Annotated in this window: 15 protein-coding genes; 4 read left to right on the forward strand and 11 right to left on the reverse strand. The window is 59.3% G+C overall.

Translation table 11 applies throughout. The features are described 5' to 3' along the window. Positions 1-62: 62 nt before the first annotated feature. The 4 genes from pssA to ACA072_RS24560 form a co-directional block, all read right to left on the reverse strand. Entirely contained in the window at positions 63-920 is an 858-nt protein-coding gene (pssA, locus tag ACA072_RS24545; protein WP_010467638.1) for a CDP-diacylglycerol--serine O-phosphatidyltransferase, read from the reverse strand. Positions 921-1,064: 144 nt separating this feature from the next. Beyond that, a complete protein-coding gene (gene ilvC, locus ACA072_RS24550) occupies positions 1,065-2,081 on the reverse strand; it encodes a ketol-acid reductoisomerase (RefSeq protein ID WP_007948647.1) in 1,017 nt (338 codons plus the stop codon). Positions 2,082-2,129: 48 nt separating this feature from the next. Beyond that, positions 2,130-2,621 carry an acetolactate synthase small subunit gene (gene ilvN / locus ACA072_RS24555; RefSeq protein ID WP_003205610.1) on the reverse strand — a complete coding sequence of 164 codons (492 nt, stop codon included), beginning with the start codon at positions 2,619-2,621 and terminating at the stop codon, positions 2,130-2,132. Positions 2,622-2,623: 2 nt separating this feature from the next. Continuing rightward, complete coding sequence (locus ACA072_RS24560; protein WP_497621150.1) at positions 2,624-4,348, reverse strand: acetolactate synthase 3 large subunit; 1,725 nt, start codon at positions 4,346-4,348, stop codon at positions 2,624-2,626. Between the two features lie 399 nt (positions 4,349-4,747). On the opposite strand from ACA072_RS24560, the gene ACA072_RS24565 reads away from it, so the two are divergent. Further along, positions 4,748-5,161, forward strand: a complete 414-nt coding sequence (locus ACA072_RS24565; RefSeq protein WP_497621151.1) for a DUF4124 domain-containing protein — start codon at positions 4,748-4,750, stop codon at positions 5,159-5,161. A gap of 111 nt (positions 5,162-5,272) precedes the next feature. On the opposite strand, the gene ACA072_RS24570 is transcribed toward ACA072_RS24565, so the two are convergent. From ACA072_RS24570 to mrcB, 3 genes are read right to left on the reverse strand one after another with little or no spacing between them, the layout of a single operon-like run. Then, positions 5,273-5,608 (reverse strand): YqcC family protein, encoded by a 336-nt coding sequence (locus ACA072_RS24570; RefSeq protein ID WP_497621152.1) that lies wholly within the window; start codon positions 5,606-5,608, stop codon positions 5,273-5,275. Then, entirely contained in the window at positions 5,608-6,342 is a 735-nt protein-coding gene (locus ACA072_RS24575) for a tetratricopeptide repeat protein (protein WP_497621153.1), read from the reverse strand. Before ACA072_RS24575 ends, ACA072_RS24570 begins: the two co-directional genes overlap by 1 nt. A gap of 16 nt (positions 6,343-6,358) precedes the next feature. Next, a complete protein-coding gene (mrcB, locus tag ACA072_RS24580) occupies positions 6,359-8,683 on the reverse strand; it encodes a penicillin-binding protein 1B (protein WP_462025374.1) in 2,325 nt (774 codons plus the stop codon). A 118-nt stretch (positions 8,684-8,801) separates the two neighbouring features. Between mrcB and ACA072_RS24585 the strand changes: the two genes are divergently transcribed. The 3 genes from ACA072_RS24585 (at position 8,802) to ACA072_RS24595 (ending at position 11,409) form a co-directional block, all read left to right on the forward strand. Then, complete coding sequence (locus ACA072_RS24585; RefSeq protein ID WP_497621155.1) at positions 8,802-10,358, forward strand: bifunctional aminoglycoside phosphotransferase/ATP-binding protein; 1,557 nt, start codon at positions 8,802-8,804, stop codon at positions 10,356-10,358. Between the two features lie 91 nt (positions 10,359-10,449). Continuing rightward, entirely contained in the window at positions 10,450-10,794 is a 345-nt protein-coding gene (locus ACA072_RS24590; protein ID WP_461955731.1) for a pentapeptide repeat-containing protein, read from the forward strand. A 342-nt stretch (positions 10,795-11,136) separates the two neighbouring features. Beyond that, complete coding sequence (locus ACA072_RS24595) at positions 11,137-11,409, forward strand: TfoX/Sxy family protein (protein WP_010467623.1); 273 nt, start codon at positions 11,137-11,139, stop codon at positions 11,407-11,409. Between the two features lie 266 nt (positions 11,410-11,675). Here ACA072_RS24595 and ACA072_RS24600 read toward each other — a convergent pair whose 3' ends face one another. From ACA072_RS24600 to ACA072_RS24615, 4 genes are read right to left on the reverse strand one after another with little or no spacing between them, the layout of a single operon-like run. Next, the gene (locus tag ACA072_RS24600) at positions 11,676-12,527 is read right to left on the reverse strand and encodes a ChaN family lipoprotein (protein ID WP_497621156.1); all 852 of its coding nucleotides are present in this window, start codon (positions 12,525-12,527) and stop codon (positions 11,676-11,678) included. A 21-nt stretch (positions 12,528-12,548) separates the two neighbouring features. Next, positions 12,549-13,316 carry a heme ABC transporter ATP-binding protein gene (locus ACA072_RS24605; protein ID WP_497621158.1) on the reverse strand — a complete coding sequence of 256 codons (768 nt, stop codon included), beginning with the start codon at positions 13,314-13,316 and terminating at the stop codon, positions 12,549-12,551. Beyond that, entirely contained in the window at positions 13,316-14,299 is a 984-nt protein-coding gene (locus tag ACA072_RS24610) for a FecCD family ABC transporter permease (protein WP_178082361.1), read from the reverse strand. The genes ACA072_RS24605 and ACA072_RS24610 overlap by 1 nt, the downstream gene beginning before the upstream one ends. Positions 14,300-14,349: 50 nt before the next feature. Further along, the gene (locus ACA072_RS24615) at positions 14,350-15,222 is read right to left on the reverse strand and encodes a heme/hemin ABC transporter substrate-binding protein (protein WP_497621160.1); all 873 of its coding nucleotides are present in this window, start codon (positions 15,220-15,222) and stop codon (positions 14,350-14,352) included. Positions 15,223-15,286 lie beyond the last annotated feature (64 nt).

Consider the following 15,286-nt stretch of genomic DNA (forward strand, 5'->3'; position numbering starts at 1 on the left):
GCAACTCCGCAGCATTGGAGGACAGATGCACCAATAGACTGCGGAGTATGAGGGAAATTACATCACTCGGCGTTTTTGTGCCGACGAAGATGCAACAGGTATTGCACCGGACCAGACGCCGCGTAAGCGAGGAAAACCAGCAGCAGAATGCGTGGTGGATCACTGAAGACCACGGCAAACACCAGCACGACGGCGAGGATCGCGACAAAGGGTACTCGCCCCTTCAAGTCCAGCTCCTTAAAGCTGTTGTACTTGATGTTGCTGACCATCAGCATGCCGGCGGCTGCAACCATCAGCGCAACCAGGAACGACATCTTCGACCCCTGAATGCCGTAATCGCTGAACGCCCAGACAATCCCCGCCACCACACCCGCGGCAGCCGGGCTGGCCAGACCGATGAAGTAGCGTTTGTCCGCGGTGCCTACTTGAGTATTGAAGCGCGCCAGACGCAACGCCGCCCCCGCGACATAGATGAAGGCAACCATCCAGCCGACCTTGCCCATATCACCCAAGGCCCAACCAAACGCCAGCAATGCCGGCGCAACGCCAAAGGCGACCATGTCCGACAACGAGTCGTACTCGGCGCCGAAGGCACTCTGGGTGTTGGTCATACGGGCAACGCGACCATCAAGGCCGTCGAGCACCATGGCGACGAAAATCGCGATCGCGGCAAACGCGAAATACTTGCTCGCGCCAATCGAATCACCGGCACTCAAGGCACTCTGGGCGCTCATCGAGCTGATGATGGAATAAAACCCTGCGAACAGGTTCGCAGTGGTGAACAGATTCGGCAGAAGATAGATACCACGATGCCGGACTTTACGGCCTTCAGCGTCATGCCCTTCCTCGATGTGCTCATCGATGGGCAGCAGGCTTTCGGCGTCAGAAGCCTTGTTTGGCTCTTCGGGACGTTCGCTCATGGACAATACCTTGCAACGGGGTGGAAAGTTTCGACAGGTGTCTGGGACGACGGTTCGGCCGCAAACGATGCAGCTTTATACCAGAACCGACCACCCAAACGAAAAAACGCGGCCTAAGCCGCGTTTTTCGTACAAGTGCGCGACTCAGTTTTTAGCTTTGTCGACGATCTTGTTGGCACCGATCCACGGCATCATGGAGCGCAGTTGCTCGCCGATGATTTCGATACCGTGAGCGGCGTTGTTGCGACGCTTGGCGGTCATCGAAGGGTAGCCGGTTGCGCCTTCGCTGATGAACATTTTGGCGTATTCACCGTCCTGAATACGTTTCAGGGCGTTGCGCATAGCCTGACGGGACTCGGCGTTGATCACTTCCGGGCCGGTCACGTACTCGCCGTATTCAGCGTTGTTGGAGATCGAGTAGTTCATGTTGGCGATACCGCCTTCGTACATGAGGTCAACGATCAGTTTCAGTTCGTGCAGGCATTCGAAGTAGGCCATTTCCGGCGCGTAGCCAGCTTCAACCAGCGTTTCGAAACCGGCTTTGACCAGCTCAACGGTACCGCCGCACAGAACGGCTTGTTCGCCGAACAGGTCGGTTTCAGTCTCGTCCTTGAAGGTGGTTTCGATGATGCCGGTACGACCGCCACCAACGCCGGCGGCGTAGGACAGTGCAACGTTCTTGGCGTTGCCCGAGGCATCCTGATAGATAGCGATCAGGTCAGGGATACCGCCGCCTTTGACGAATTCGGAACGCACGGTGTGGCCCGGTGCTTTCGGCGCGATCATGATCACGTCGAGGTCAGCGCGCGGAACAACCTGGTTGTAGTGGATCGCGAAGCCGTGGGAGAAGGCCAGGGTGGCGCCTTTCTTGATGTTCGGCTCGATTTCGTTCTTGTACAGAGCAGACTGGAACTCGTCCGGGGTCAGGATCATGACCAGGTCGGCAGCCGCAACAGCGGAAGCAACGTCGGTCACTTTCAGGCCGTGGGCTTCGGCTTTGGCAACAGTGGCCGAACCTTTACGCAGACCGACAGTAACGTCAACGCCGGAGTCTTTCAGGTTGCACGCTTGAGCGTGGCCCTGGGAGCCGTAACCGATGATGGCAACTTTCTTGCCCTGGATGATCGACAGGTCGCAGTCTTTTTCGTAATAAACTTTCATGAAATTCCCCTATATATCCAGGCCGTTCAGGCCGTTCGCTAATTTGGTTTAGATGCTGAGTACTTTGTCGCCGCGAGCGATACCGGTGACGCCGCTTCGGACGGTTTCCAGGATCGAGGCGGTGCCAATGGACTGAATGAAGCTGTCGAGCTTGTCGCTGGTACCGGTCAGTTGAACGGTATACACGCTCGCGCTGACATCGACGATCTGCCCACGGTAAATATCGGTGGTGCGCTTGATCTCGGCGCGCTGGGCGCCGGTGGCCTTGACCTTGACCAGCATCAGTTCGCGCTCGATGTGAGCACTCTCCGACAGGTCGACCAGTTTGACCACTTCGATCAGCTTGTTCAGGTTCTTGGTGATCTGCTCGATGATTTCATCGTGGCCGACAGTGGTCAGCGTCAGACGCGACAAGGTCGGGTCCTCGGTTGGGGCCACGGTCAGGCTTTCAATGTTGTAGTTGCGCTGTGAGAACAGGCCGACTACACGAGACAGAGCGCCGGGTTCGTTTTCCAGAAGCAGGGAAATAATATGTCGCATGATTAAGTACGCTCCGTCTTGCTCAGCCACATATCACGCATGGAGCCGTCTTTGATCTGCATCGGGTAGACGTGTTCGCCAGCGTCGACCTTGATGTCGATGAACACCAGACGATCCTTCATCGCGAATGCCTGCTCCATCATCGGCTTCAAATCCTTCAAGTCCGTGATGCGCATGCCGACGTGACCGTAGGCTTCGGCCAACTTGACGAAGTCCGGCAACGATTCCATGTAGGAGTGCGAGTGACGCGCGCCGTAGCTCATGTCCTGCCACTGACGGACCATGCCGAGCACGCCGTTGTTGAGCAGGATGATCTTCACCGGCAAGTCATGCTGCAGGCAAGTGGACAGCTCCTGGATGTTCATCTGGATGCTGCCTTCACCCGTCACGCAAGCCACGTCCGCTTCCGGGAAGCTCAGTTTCACGCCCATTGCTGCCGGGAAACCGAAGCCCATCGTGCCCAGGCCGCCGGAGTTGATCCAGCGATTAGGCTTGTTGAAGCGGTAGTACTGCGCCGCGAACATCTGGTGCTGACCTACGTCGGAAGCAATGTAGGCATCGCCCTTCGTCACTTCGTGCAGGGTTTCGATAACGGTCTGCGGCTTGATGATGCTGCCGTCCCCTTTGTTGTAAGGGAACATGTCGCGATCACCGCGCCACTCTTCAACCTGCTTCCACCAGGCGGCGACCGAGTCCTTGTTAGGGGACTCGCCGATTTCCTTGAAGGTAGCGACCATTTCGGTCAATACGCTTTCCACCGGACCTACGATTGGAACGTCGGCCTTGATGGTTTTGGAGATCGAAGCCGGGTCGATATCGATGTGGATGATCTTGGCGCTTGGGCAGAACTTCGATGCACCGTTGATAACACGGTCATCGAAACGCGCGCCCACTGCCATGATCACGTCCGCATGGTGCATCGCCAGGTTGGCGGTGTAGCTACCGTGCATACCGAGCATGCCGAGGAACTGACGGTCGCCGCCCGGATAGGCGCCGAGGCCCATCAAGGTATTGGTGACTGGCACGTTCAGCAGTTGCGCCAGTTCGGTCAACGGCGCGGAGCCGTTGCCCAGAATGACGCCGCCGCCGGCATAGATGATCGGCCGCTTGGCCGCCAACAGCATTTCCACTGCCTTGCGGATCTGGCCCGAGTGGCCACGAACCGCCGGGCTGTAGGAACGCAGCTTGGCTTTTTTCGGGAAGATGTATTCGAACTTCTCGGCCGGGTTGGTCATGTCTTTCGGAATGTCGACAACGACAGGACCAGGACGACCGGATTGCGCCAGGTAGAACGCCTTTTTCATGATCTCCGGGATTTCCGAAGCATGCTTGATCATGAAACTGTGTTTCACGATCGGCCGGGAGATACCGATCATGTCGGTTTCCTGGAAGGCATCGGTACCGACCATGGTGCTAGCCACCTGGGCGGTCAGGATCACCATCGGGATCGAGTCCATGTACGCAGTGGCAATACCGGTAATGACGTTGGTCGCGCCGGGACCGGAGGTCACCAGTACGACGCCGGCCTTGCCAGTGGCACGCGCATAGCCGTCAGCCATGTGAGTGGCAGCCTGCTCATGACGAACGAGAATATGTTGAACGGCTGGTTCTTTGAACAGCGCGTCATAGATATGCAATGCGGCACCACCCGGGTACCCATAGATATATTTAACGCCTTCGTCACGCAAAAAGCGGACGAGCATCTCACCGCCAGATAAAAGCTCCACGTTGTTCACCTCTAAAACGCCAGAATACCGCCCACATAACAGAGGACGGGTCTTAATAGGTTTACTTCTCAGCAGAGCATGAGCGACGGTGGTCGCCGACTACGTCAGCACTGACTGAGCAAGTATTGGGATCGTCCCAAGTGTTGCGGGCCTTTCCCACCCAGCGCGAGGTAACGCGTTGCGGGTGTAACAGGTCGGCGCGGATGTGCGCCTCATGATCTGCTGAGTGGGCCTGCTTCTGGCAGTCCCTCTACAGCGGACTTTGGATTCTTCTGTTTCGTCCCCTGCAAGTCAAGCCGTCTATGTGCTTTATTGAAGTAAGCACATGAGAAAGCAAGAAAAAACCGCTAAACCGCAACTGTGTTAGCTTCAATTGCGCAACTCTGGCAAGGAAATGGCATGCGAACGTTCTTGATGGTCAGTCTGCTGGTCAGCCCTTTGTGTATGGGCGGTCAGATCTATAAATGGGTCGACGCCCAAGGCGTGACCCACTTTGACGCGCAACCGCCGCAAGGCCAGGAGGCCACTACGGTGGTGATCCCCTCCCCACCTGCCGGCAAACCCGTTGCACCAGCGCGCAGCACGGCGATTGGCGATCAGCAGACCATCGACAAAACAGTGAAAAAGCAGGTCGCCGAGCAGCAAGCCCAGCTAAAGGTATTCTGCGAGCAGGCGCGAACGAATCTGGCCCAACTACAGAACAATCCGCGATTGCGGGAGGATGTCGACGGTGAACTGCGCCGCCTGACCGACGAACAACGTCAGGAGCGCACAACCGAAGCGCGGAAACAGATTGCGGATAACTGCCAATAGGGACTTGTAGCAGCTGTCGAGTGAAACGAGGCTGCGATCTTTTGATTTTTTAAAGCAAAGTCAAAAGATCGCAGCCTCGTTTCACTCGACAGCTGCTACAACGGATCGGAGTCAGCGAGAGGCGGTGATCAACAGATCGAACTCTTTGAGCAGGACCTGCAGATAGCGATCCTTGCCCTGGACATTGCGGGCGGCGAAGACCATTTCGGCCATCTCCTGGATCCCCGACGCGTTGGGCAGCGGCAGGTCCTGTTCGAGGATGATCTTCATCCGCGGCAGGAAGATCCATTGCAGCCACTGCTCGAAATCCAGCGTATCCACCGAAAACGGTTCGATGCTGGATAACGCTTCAGCGGATGGCGAAACGTCGTCCCACCAGCCCTGAACCCGCAACTCACGCTCGATCAACAGCAATTGTTCGGCAATCTTCGGGAAGCGTGCGTCCATCACAGCGAAACCTTGGCCTTCTGACGGGCCAGTGCAGCACCTGAGGAATCACCCTGCTTCTCACGCGCCTGGGCGATCAATTCCCACAGGCTGGCCTGAAGCGCCGGACGACCATTGGCGAACGTCAGGCCACGACGAGCGAACTGTTCAGCCTGGGGTGCATCGCCTTGGGCCATGCGTACCTGAGCCAGTCGATAAAGCACTTGCGGTTCACGCGGTGCAACACGCTGGGCGCGCTCGAGACTGGAGGACGCACCGTTGAGGTCGCCGCCGGCCTGTTGCTGCTGAGCCGTGGTCAACAATGCCAGCACCGGACCGTCCAGTTGCTCATCGGCAGACAAGCCACCGGAGCTCGCCGAAGGAATTCCGCTCGGCGTCGACGGCATGCTGTAGCTGCCCTGATTGACCGGTGCCGACTGCACCGGCGAGGTGTCGATCGGGCCTGGGGTAATCGGGCCAGGCGTAATCGGGCTGGTGCTGATCGGGGCCGACGCCACTGCGCCGCCACCCGGGACCATCACGACGACACCGGTGTCACCTTGTGGAATCGCCTGAGTCTGGGCTTGCACAGGGCGTTTGGACGTCGTCTGACGGAAACCGCCATTGGCCGACACTCGCTCACTGTTGGAGACAGCGCTGCCGGAATCCACAACCGGGATCGAACCACGTTGTACGGAGGAGCAACCGCTGAGCAAAGCCACGGCGGTAACCGCTGGAATCAACCACTTGTTCACTTGAAACCCTCTTTGCTTAATTCATCCAGCCCTTGACCCAATCCATCACCGTTTCGCCGGATGCAGGGCTTTCGCCACCGCAAGCAGCGCCGGGAGGCGGTTCGCTGCCGCGAATATACGGCATCTGCACGGCACCTGGGCAGCTGCCTTCGGAACCTTGCCCGGTCCGTGAATCGACCCAGGCCTGAACAACATTATCCGGCTGTGGCATGTCCAGCGGCAGCGGATCGGCCTTGCGCATGAAACTGGTCCAGACCTGCAATGCGCCGGTGGCACCGGTGAACGGCGTCTTGCCGTTGTCATCGCGCCCCAGCCAGACCACCGCCAGTAAATCCTGGCTGAAACCGGCGAACCAGCTGTCACGCGAGTCGTTACTGGTACCGGTTTTACCCGCCAGGGTCAGGGTTTTCGGCAGCACGTTATAAACCGAACTGCCGGTCCCTTCACGCATGACCCGCTGCATGGCGCTCTGGATCAGGTAGATGGAGGCCGGGTCGAAACGCTGCTCGATCTGGAACGGATAACGCTTGAGCGGCTCGCCTTCGGCGGTCAGTACGCTACGAATCCCGCGCATCGGCGTATTGAAACCACCGTTGGCCAGCGTCTGGTACATGGTCGCCACTTCGATCGGCGTCAGGCCACCGGCCCCCAGCAGCATCGAAGGGAACGCAGGGAACTCGCGACTGACCCCCAGGCGCGCCAGTGTCTTCAGGACATTCGGTACACCCACCGCCAACCCGAGACGCGCCGTCGACAGGTTGTAGGAATGGGCCAGGCCCTGGTACAGGAACACCGTACCGTGGGAACGACGATCGTAGTTCTGGGGTTTCCAGACCTGACCGTCCGCGCCTTTGATCGAGAAGGATTCGTCCGACAGCCAACTGGTCAGCGTGTACTGGCTCGGTTTCTCAAGGGCCGTCAGATACACCGCAGGCTTGATCAACGAGCCGATCGGCCGCACCGCATCCAGCGCACGGTTGAAGCCGGCGAAACTGGCCTGACGGCTGCCGATCATGGCCTGGACTTCACCGGTTTCCGGGTTGGTCACGACCATCGCCGCTTCAACTTCATCGGAACCCTTGCGCCCGGCCAGGCGTTTAAAGGTGTCATTAACCGATGCTTCGGCTTTCATCTGCAAGATCGGGTCGAAACTAGTGAAGATCCGCAGGCCTTCTTCGGTCAAGTCTTCGTCGCGGTAGTCTTCGCGCAACTGACGTTTAACCAGGTCGAGGAAGCCCGGGAAAGAACTGTCCGCCAGCTTGCCGCGCGTCGTCACACCCAGTGGCATTTTCTTCGCGGCGGCGACCTGTTCAGCGGTGGCGACGCCTTGCTGCTCAAGCACATCGAGCACCAAATTGCGTCGTTCCAGCGCTCGCTCCGGGTTGCGACGCGGATTGTAATAAGACGGCCCCTTGACCATCCCCACCAGCATTGCGACTTGATGCAGTTTCAGCTCGGACAATGGCTGACCGAAGAAGAACTGACTGGCCAGGCCAAAACCGTGCACCGCGCGTTGACCATCCTGACCGACGAACACCTCATTGAGGTACGCCTCAAGAATTTCCCGTTTGTCGTAATGCAGCTCAAGCAGCATCGCCATCATGGCTTCGGTGAGTTTACGGGTCAGGCTGCGTTCGCTGGTCAGGTAGAAATTCTTCACCAACTGCTGGGTCAGCGTACTGCCGCCCTGGGTCATCTTGCCGCCCGAGGTATTGACCCACACGGCGCGGGCAATCGACTTGGGCGACACGCCCCAGTGGCTATAGAAATCCCGGTCTTCAACGGCCGTCAGGGTTTCCAGCAGGTACGGCGGGACCTGATCGATCTTGATCAGAATGCGATCTTCGAGGTTTTTCGGGTAGATCCCGCCGATCAGCAGCGGCTCAAGCCGCACGACCGAAAGCTTCGAACCGTTGGTCGCCGAAAGTTCGGCCACATAGTCGCCGGAGAAGCGCACGCGCACCGGCTGGGCGTTCTCCAGGCCTTCATAGAACTGGAAACCACGGGTATTCAAGTCGACGGTGTTTCCGTTGACCGCCGCAGCGCCGGGGCCATTGCTCACGGCTTCGCGGCGATAGCCCAAGGCGTCGAGTTCGGTCAGGAAGTCTTCCTTGCTCAGCTTTTGGCCGGTGAACAGCTCAAGCGGGCGCGCATACACCTTGGCCGGAATGGTCCAGCGCTTGCCGGAGAACTTCTCCTGGACCACGGCGTCGAGGTAAACCGCGAACCCGGCGAGCACCACGAGGCCGACCAGACTGAGTTTAAGGGCCCAGCCCAGCCAGGGGCTCAAGCCCTTGGAAGGTGGTTTTTTGGGGGTACGGGGGGATCGAGTACGAGTCATGGCGGCGGATTATACGCACTTTATTCATACTCAACAGGAGCCCTCCGAGGTTTGCGTCAGGCGGACTTGCAGCCATAATGGCGGCCTTGAATTTTTCCCAGTCTTTGAAGGATCGCCTGTGAGCCAGTCCCTGATCGCCGCCCTGCAAAACCCGGCCCTCTACCCGCATCCTGTCGACGGGTTCCAGGTCATCGAGACCCATATTTCCTGGGTCATCCTCACAGGCCCCTTTGCCTATAAAGTGAAGAAGCCCGTGAATTTCGGCTTCCTCGATTTCACCAGCCTCGACGCTCGTGAGCATTTCTGCGGCGAAGAGCTGCGCCTCAACCAGCGCCTTACCGACGATTTGTATCTGGAAGTGTTGTCGATCACCGGCAGCGAGGAAGCACCGCAGCTGGGCGGCGAAGGTCCGGTGGTCGATTTCGCGCTGAAAATGCGTCAGTTCCCTCAAAGCCAGTTGCTCAGCACCCTGCAAGCCAATGGCGAATTGACCACCGCCCACATCGACGAAATGGCTGCGCAGATCGCCCAATTCCACCTCACAGCACCGAAAGTGCCTGGCGAACACGAAGCCGGTACGCCCGACAGCGTAATGGCGCCGGTACGCCAGAACTTCGAACAGATCCGCCCGTTCCTCAGCGACAAGGCCGATCTGCTGCAACTTGATGCGTTGCAAGCCTGGGCCGAAAGCAGCTTCGAACGCCTTAAGCCGCTGTTTGTCCAGCGCAAGGCTGAAGGCTTCATCCGCGAATGCCACGGCGATATCCACCTGGGCAACGCCACCGTCATCGACGGCAAGGTCGTGATCTTCGACTGCATCGAGTTCAACGAACCGTTCCGCTTCACCGACGTTTACGCCGACACCGGTTTCCTCGCAATGGACCTGGAAGACCGTGGCCTGAAAAGCCTGGCACGTCGTTTCGTCAGCCAGTACCTGGAATTGACCGGTGACTATCAGGGTCTTGAACTGCTGAACTTCTATAAAGCCTACCGCGCTCTGGTTCGCGCCAAGGTCAGCCTGTTCAGCATGCCGGCCGAAGCCGACCCGGTGCAACGCGCCACCACCCTGCGCCAGTACCGCAACTACGCCAACCTGGCGGAAAGCTACAGCACCATTCCTTCGCGTTTCATGGCGATTACCCACGGCGTTTCTGCCGTCGGCAAGAGCCACGTGGCCATGCGTCTGGTGGAAGCGCTGGGCGCCATTCGCCTGCGTTCGGATGTGGAGCGCAAGCGTCTGTTCGGCGAGCAAACCGTAGCGAATGACCCGCAGGCCGGCATTTATAGTGCCGACGCCAGCGCCGCCACTTACAGCCGTCTGCATGAGATTGCCGCGGTCATCCTGCGCGCCGGTTTCCCGGTGGTCATCGATGCGACGTACCTCAAGCGAGACCAGCGCGACGGCGCGGCGAAAATCGCCGAGGCCACCGGCGCACCGTTCCTGATCCTTGACTGCAACGCGCCACAAGCGGTCATCGAGAGCTGGCTGGCGTTACGTCAGGCAGACAAAAAGGATCCGTCCGACGCCAACCTCGCCGTTATCGCCGCCCAGCAAGCAACCCGTGAAGCGCTGACGCCAGCAGAGATTCTGTGCAGCAAACGCGTCCAGACCAATGAAAGCGGCACGCTCGACACCGTCGTTGCGCAGATTCGTCAGCGCATGCCAGGCCTGTAAAAAACTATTTCAGCCGTGGAGCCTTCGCCGGCTTCACGGCGGTCAAATGGTGGCACTATACTGGCGTCATAAAACCATCAGGTGATGCGACATGAGCCAGCCGAAACTTCTCGACACCCCGCTTTATGCCTTGCTGCACAAAGACGACATCGCCGGCTTCAATGCCGAACGTGCCGGTCATGCCTCTGTCGACATGGTCGGCGGCGATTTTCGTGGCCTGGATCTGCGTGAGCTGAACGCCGAGGGTGTCGACTTTACCGATGCCTATTTCCGCTCCGCCGATTTGCGCGGTATCGACTTTCGCAACGCATGCCTGGAAGGCGCGAGCCTGGCTCACGCACAGATCTCCGGCGCCTACTTTCCGCCAGAGCTGAGTGCTGACGAGATTCTGATGTCGATGAATTTCGGTACTCGCCTGCGTTATCGCACCCGCTAAAAACGACGTTCTGCCCCCCTGACACGACACGCCCCCTGTGGGAGCGGCGGTGCGGCGGTGCGGCGGTGCGGCGATCCGACTTGCTCGCGAAGACGCAGTTTCAGTCGACATAGCTGTTGAATGTGAAGCCGCTTTCGCGAGCAAGTCGGATCGCCGCATCGCCGCTCCCACCCTGGTTTGCGTTGCCCACATCATCTGCATGCGCAAATTTCTTCAGCGCCTGGCGCCCTCCTCTTAGAAGCTTTTGCGTCGAAACCGACCAAACAATCACGCTTTTCCTACTGATGACTACACTCCTGAGAGGCTCGCCCACGCACCGTTCGGCCGTCGCAAGGAGGCTTGATGAATGATGAACTGCAACACCTGAAGAATCTTGGCAAGACGTCGGCGCAGTGGCTGCATGCCGTGGGCATCCACAGCGCGTCGGACTTGCGCCGCCTGGGAGCGGTGGATGCTTATCGGGCCGTGCGTACGCGCGGATTCCGGGCGTCCAAGGTGTTGTTGTATGCGATTGAAGGCGCGTTGATGGACGTGCACTGGAACGACATTCCAGCCGATCGCAAAGAAGCCTTGAACAAGCAACTGGAAGCCATCTCGTCCCGCCACAAAAATTGAACAGACAGATTCCGCCTCAGGAAAACCACCTGAAGCGCAATAAATACGGGGCTTTTGTGCCAGATAACAGGGGATTGCAAAGAAATCAAAAAACAGCGGTTGACTTGGTAATGAGAATCGCTATGATTATCACAACTGGTCGCGAGACTGGTCGATATTTGAAAAGCCCTTGGTTCGGACTCTCAGATATCTCCTCATCAGGCTAATCACGGTTATTTGACCCGACTCTTGTCGGGTCTTTTTTTGCCTGTGGAAAAGTCGCCCGTTTACTTCCCGAACTGCTTACGCATTTGCGCGCAGTAATCCTGAGCCGGTGTCGCGGGTGTGTACCAGACGTAATCAGCCATGGCCGACGTGACCTCGCCGCCCTGCTCCGCCAGCATCAAAACCGTTGGTGCTTCAGGCTCGCCAAGATCAAGCACGTGGATCGGCACACCAACATCCTTGCGCGCGTGATAGGCGCCAGCAAACAGCAGCGAAGGCAATGGAGCCGAGAGCAAACGCTCGGCCATCCGTCGATCACGTTGCTGCTGGACCGCCAGCATCGCCGGCATCTGCGATTTGGGCAGCAGGCCGCAATGGGAGTCGTTGATCTGCGCCAGCAACTCATCCTTGATCGACGAGGTATTGGAACGCGAACCGCTTAATGTCGGCGGTTTGCCATAAACGGTACGGACTTCAAGAGTGTCCAGGTTGGCCGCCAGCAGCGGGTAGGGTTGGGTCAGGACAAAGCGCACGATCGGTCCGTAAAGATTCCAGTCCCAGCCCGACTGCCAGTTGAACGCGCCGGGCAAATCTGCGGGCAGCGTCGAGGCACGGCGCACGTCATCGATGCGCGGTTGTTGATCCGGCGTGAGCATTTCCAGCAGCAGGCTGCCCTGGGGTCGACGTTCGCCCAGCGCCCGCAACAACCACAATTGCAGATGATGGTGATCAGGATTGTCATGCTGCTCGCCGACGATCAGACGCGAAGGTTTCGCCAGCCGTACAGTCAGTTCTGCGGGCGTCAGGACCTGACCGCTGCGCAGATCACGAATCTCACCGGTGACCGGCGGCGGGTTCGAGAGGTGCTGGCAGCCACTCAGGACCAGCAGCGCCAACAACACAATCACACGCATGTTCTCACCTCGATGAAATATTCAGCGGGCGATGATCAGCGGATGCCCACGTTCCGGGTGCTGCTGCACCAAAACCTCCAGCCCGAATACGGCTTTGAGAGGTTCCGGACGCAATACCTGCTCGGGCGTATCAAGCGCCACCGGCCGCCCACCTTCAAGCAATAGCAGGCGATCACAATAGCGCGCCGCCAGGTTCAGATCATGCAGGATCACCAGCACCGCCGCGCCGTGATCGGCGAACTCGCGCACCGCTTGCAGCGTGGTGTGCTGGTGCAGCGGATCGAGCATCGACGTCGGTTCATCGAGCAACAGCGTCTGCCCCGCTTCGCCCGGCCAGAGTTGCGTCAGCACCCGCGCCAAATGCACCCGCTGACGCTCGCCACCGGACAAGGCCAGATAGCTGCGACCACTCAGGTGTCCCGCATCGGCAGCGTGCAGGGCGGCGGCAACGATCTCGTCATCCCGCACCCGCCCGCTCTGGTAAGGCAAACGGCCCATACCGACCACTTCTTCGACACGAAAGGCGAAGTCCAGGGTCGACACCTGCGGCAACACCGCCAGTCGCTGGGCTCGCTGCGCGCCGGTCCAATGACTCAACTCGCGATCATCGAGCCAGACACTGCCGTGGTCAGCCTTCAACTCGCCACACAAGGCGCCGAGCAAGGTGCTTTTGCCAGCACCGTTGGGGCCCAACACGCCGAGGACTTCGCCCGGCTTGAGTTCAAGTGTGATGTCCGTCAGAACGATCTTTGTGCCTCGACGGATTTGCAGGCTCTGGGTTCGCAACATCAGGCACGTCCTCTGAGCAGTAAATACAGAAAGAACGGCGCACCGATGAAGGCCGTGACAATCCCGATCGGCAATTCCGCCGGCGCCAGGGCAAGCCGCGCCACCAGATCGGCAAACAGCAGAAGACTGGCACCCGCCAGCACCGAGGCCGGCAACAACACTCGATGATCAGGACCGGCCAGCAGTCGCACCAGATGCGGCACCACCAGACCGACAAACCCGATCATCCCCGCCGCCGCCACTGCCGCGCCAACCCCCAGCGCCGTGCAGAACACCAGTTCGCGCTTGAGCCCTTCGACGTCGATGCCCAGGTGACCGGCCTCCGATTCGCCCAGCAACAACGCGTTCAACGCCTTGGCCCGACGCGGCAACCAGAGTGCCACACCGGCGCTCACCAACAGCAACGGCCACAGCCGCGAATAACTGGCGCCGTTGAGGCTACCCAGGTTCCAGAATGTCAGCGTGCGCAAGGTCGCGTCGTCGGCCAGATAGGTGAAAAGTCCTACCGCCGAACCTGCCAGCGCAGTCAACGCAATACCGGCCAGCAGCATGGTTGCGACATTGGTCTGCCCATTGCGCCGACCCAGCCGATACACCAGCGCCGTCACACCCAACCCGCCGAGAAATGCGCACACCGACAATAAATAAGGTCCGAACGATTCAGGCAGACCGCCAAACACCGAACCACCGACAATCGCGATAGCGGCGCCCAACGCTGCACCGCTCGACACACCGACCAACCCCGGATCCGCCAGCGGGTTTCGAAACAATCCCTGCATCGCCACGCCGGACAATGCCAGCACGCCACCCACCGCCAGGCCCAACAAGGTTCGAGGCAGACGGATTTGCCCGAGGATCAGTTCGGCCTGTTCCAGTCCATCGGGCGCAATAGGCACGCCGATCATGCGCAACGCCGCACGCAAGGTATCGAATAACGGCAGGCTCACCGGCCCCAGCGCCAATGACAACCAGATCGCCAGCAAACACAGCAGGCTCAAACCAATAAACAAGGCTCGGGGCCTAACCAGAATGGTCATTGGGCCGCAGTGCCGGGGTAGAAACCGTTAGACAGCGTTTTCAACGCATCCGGCAATCGTGGCCCCAATCCACCCACCAACAAGGTCGGATCGAGCTCCATGACGCGTCCTTCCCTGGCTGCACGGGTCGAGGACAGTATCGGGTTTTCCTTGAACAATGCCGCACGCGCGGCATCGCCGGTCAGCGCTCGGTCCGCAAACACCAGCACGTCCGGGTCCAGACTGACCAGCGACTCAACAGAAAAGGGTTTGTAGCCGGTATGCGTTGCCAGATTGTGACCACCGGCCTGTTGGATTAACCAATCGGCGGCGGTGTCCTTGCCGGCGATGAGCGGTTTGCCGCCCGCATGGCCGAGCAACAACAGCACGCCCGGCGATTTTTCCTTCAACTGCGCGCGAGTGACGCGGACCTTTTGCTGGTCCAGTTGCAGCTGATAGGTCTGGAGCAATTGCACGGCTTTATCTTCAGCCCCGAGCAACTTGCCTAGATGCGCCAGATTGCCCTGCAACGTCGGCAGATCGGGCTGGGCCGAGAACAGCTCGACCTGCACGCCAGCACTGCGAACCTGCGAAAGTACCGGCGGCGGCCCCATTTCCTCGGTGCCGATCAGAATCTGCGGGCGTAAGCTCAAGATGCCCTCCGCCGACAGTTGCCGCTGATAGCCAATGCTCGGCAGCGCCTTCAACGACTCCGGATGCTGACTGGTGGTATCGACACCGACCAGTTTCGACTCGCCGCCCAGCGCGCTCACCCACTCCGACAGGGCGCCGCCGGCACTGACCCAACGCTGTGGCAACTCGGCCGCTGCGGCGTGATGGCTGACGAATAGTCCGACACACAGCGCAGCAACGCGGGTACTCAGGCGCATAAACAGCTTCCTTTTAAGTTTTCCCAGGCATCGAGATGACAGGCCAAGTATCCTCGGCATCCGG

It is taken from the genome of Pseudomonas sp. LBUM1656, from assembly GCF_059716065.1.

What these genes read in the sequence shown, in the direction of transcription:
- pssA (WP_010467638.1), bottom strand. Translation starts at nt 920, where the DNA reads ATGAGCGAACGTCCCGAAGAGCCAAACAAGGCTTCTGACGCCGAAAGC.
- ilvC (WP_007948647.1), bottom strand. Translation starts at nt 2,081, where the DNA reads ATGAAAGTTTATTACGAAAAAGACTGCGACCTGTCGATCATCCAGGGC.
- ilvN (WP_003205610.1), bottom strand. Translation starts at nt 2,621, where the DNA reads ATGCGACATATTATTTCCCTGCTTCTGGAAAACGAACCCGGCGCTCTG.
- ACA072_RS24565 (WP_497621151.1), top strand. Translation starts at nt 4,748, where the DNA reads ATGCGAACGTTCTTGATGGTCAGTCTGCTGGTCAGCCCTTTGTGTATG.
- ACA072_RS24570 (WP_497621152.1), bottom strand. Translation starts at nt 5,608, where the DNA reads ATGGACGCACGCTTCCCGAAGATTGCCGAACAATTGCTGTTGATCGAG.
- mrcB (WP_462025374.1), bottom strand. Translation starts at nt 8,683, where the DNA reads ATGACTCGTACTCGATCCCCCCGTACCCCCAAAAAACCACCTTCCAAG.
- ACA072_RS24590 (WP_461955731.1), top strand. Translation starts at nt 10,450, where the DNA reads ATGAGCCAGCCGAAACTTCTCGACACCCCGCTTTATGCCTTGCTGCAC.
- ACA072_RS24595 (WP_010467623.1), top strand. Translation starts at nt 11,137, where the DNA reads ATGAATGATGAACTGCAACACCTGAAGAATCTTGGCAAGACGTCGGCG.
- ACA072_RS24600 (WP_497621156.1), bottom strand. Translation starts at nt 12,527, where the DNA reads ATGCGTGTGATTGTGTTGTTGGCGCTGCTGGTCCTGAGTGGCTGCCAG.
- ACA072_RS24605 (WP_497621158.1), bottom strand. Translation starts at nt 13,316, where the DNA reads ATGTTGCGAACCCAGAGCCTGCAAATCCGTCGAGGCACAAAGATCGTT.
- ACA072_RS24615 (WP_497621160.1), bottom strand. Translation starts at nt 15,222, where the DNA reads ATGCGCCTGAGTACCCGCGTTGCTGCGCTGTGTGTCGGACTATTCGTC.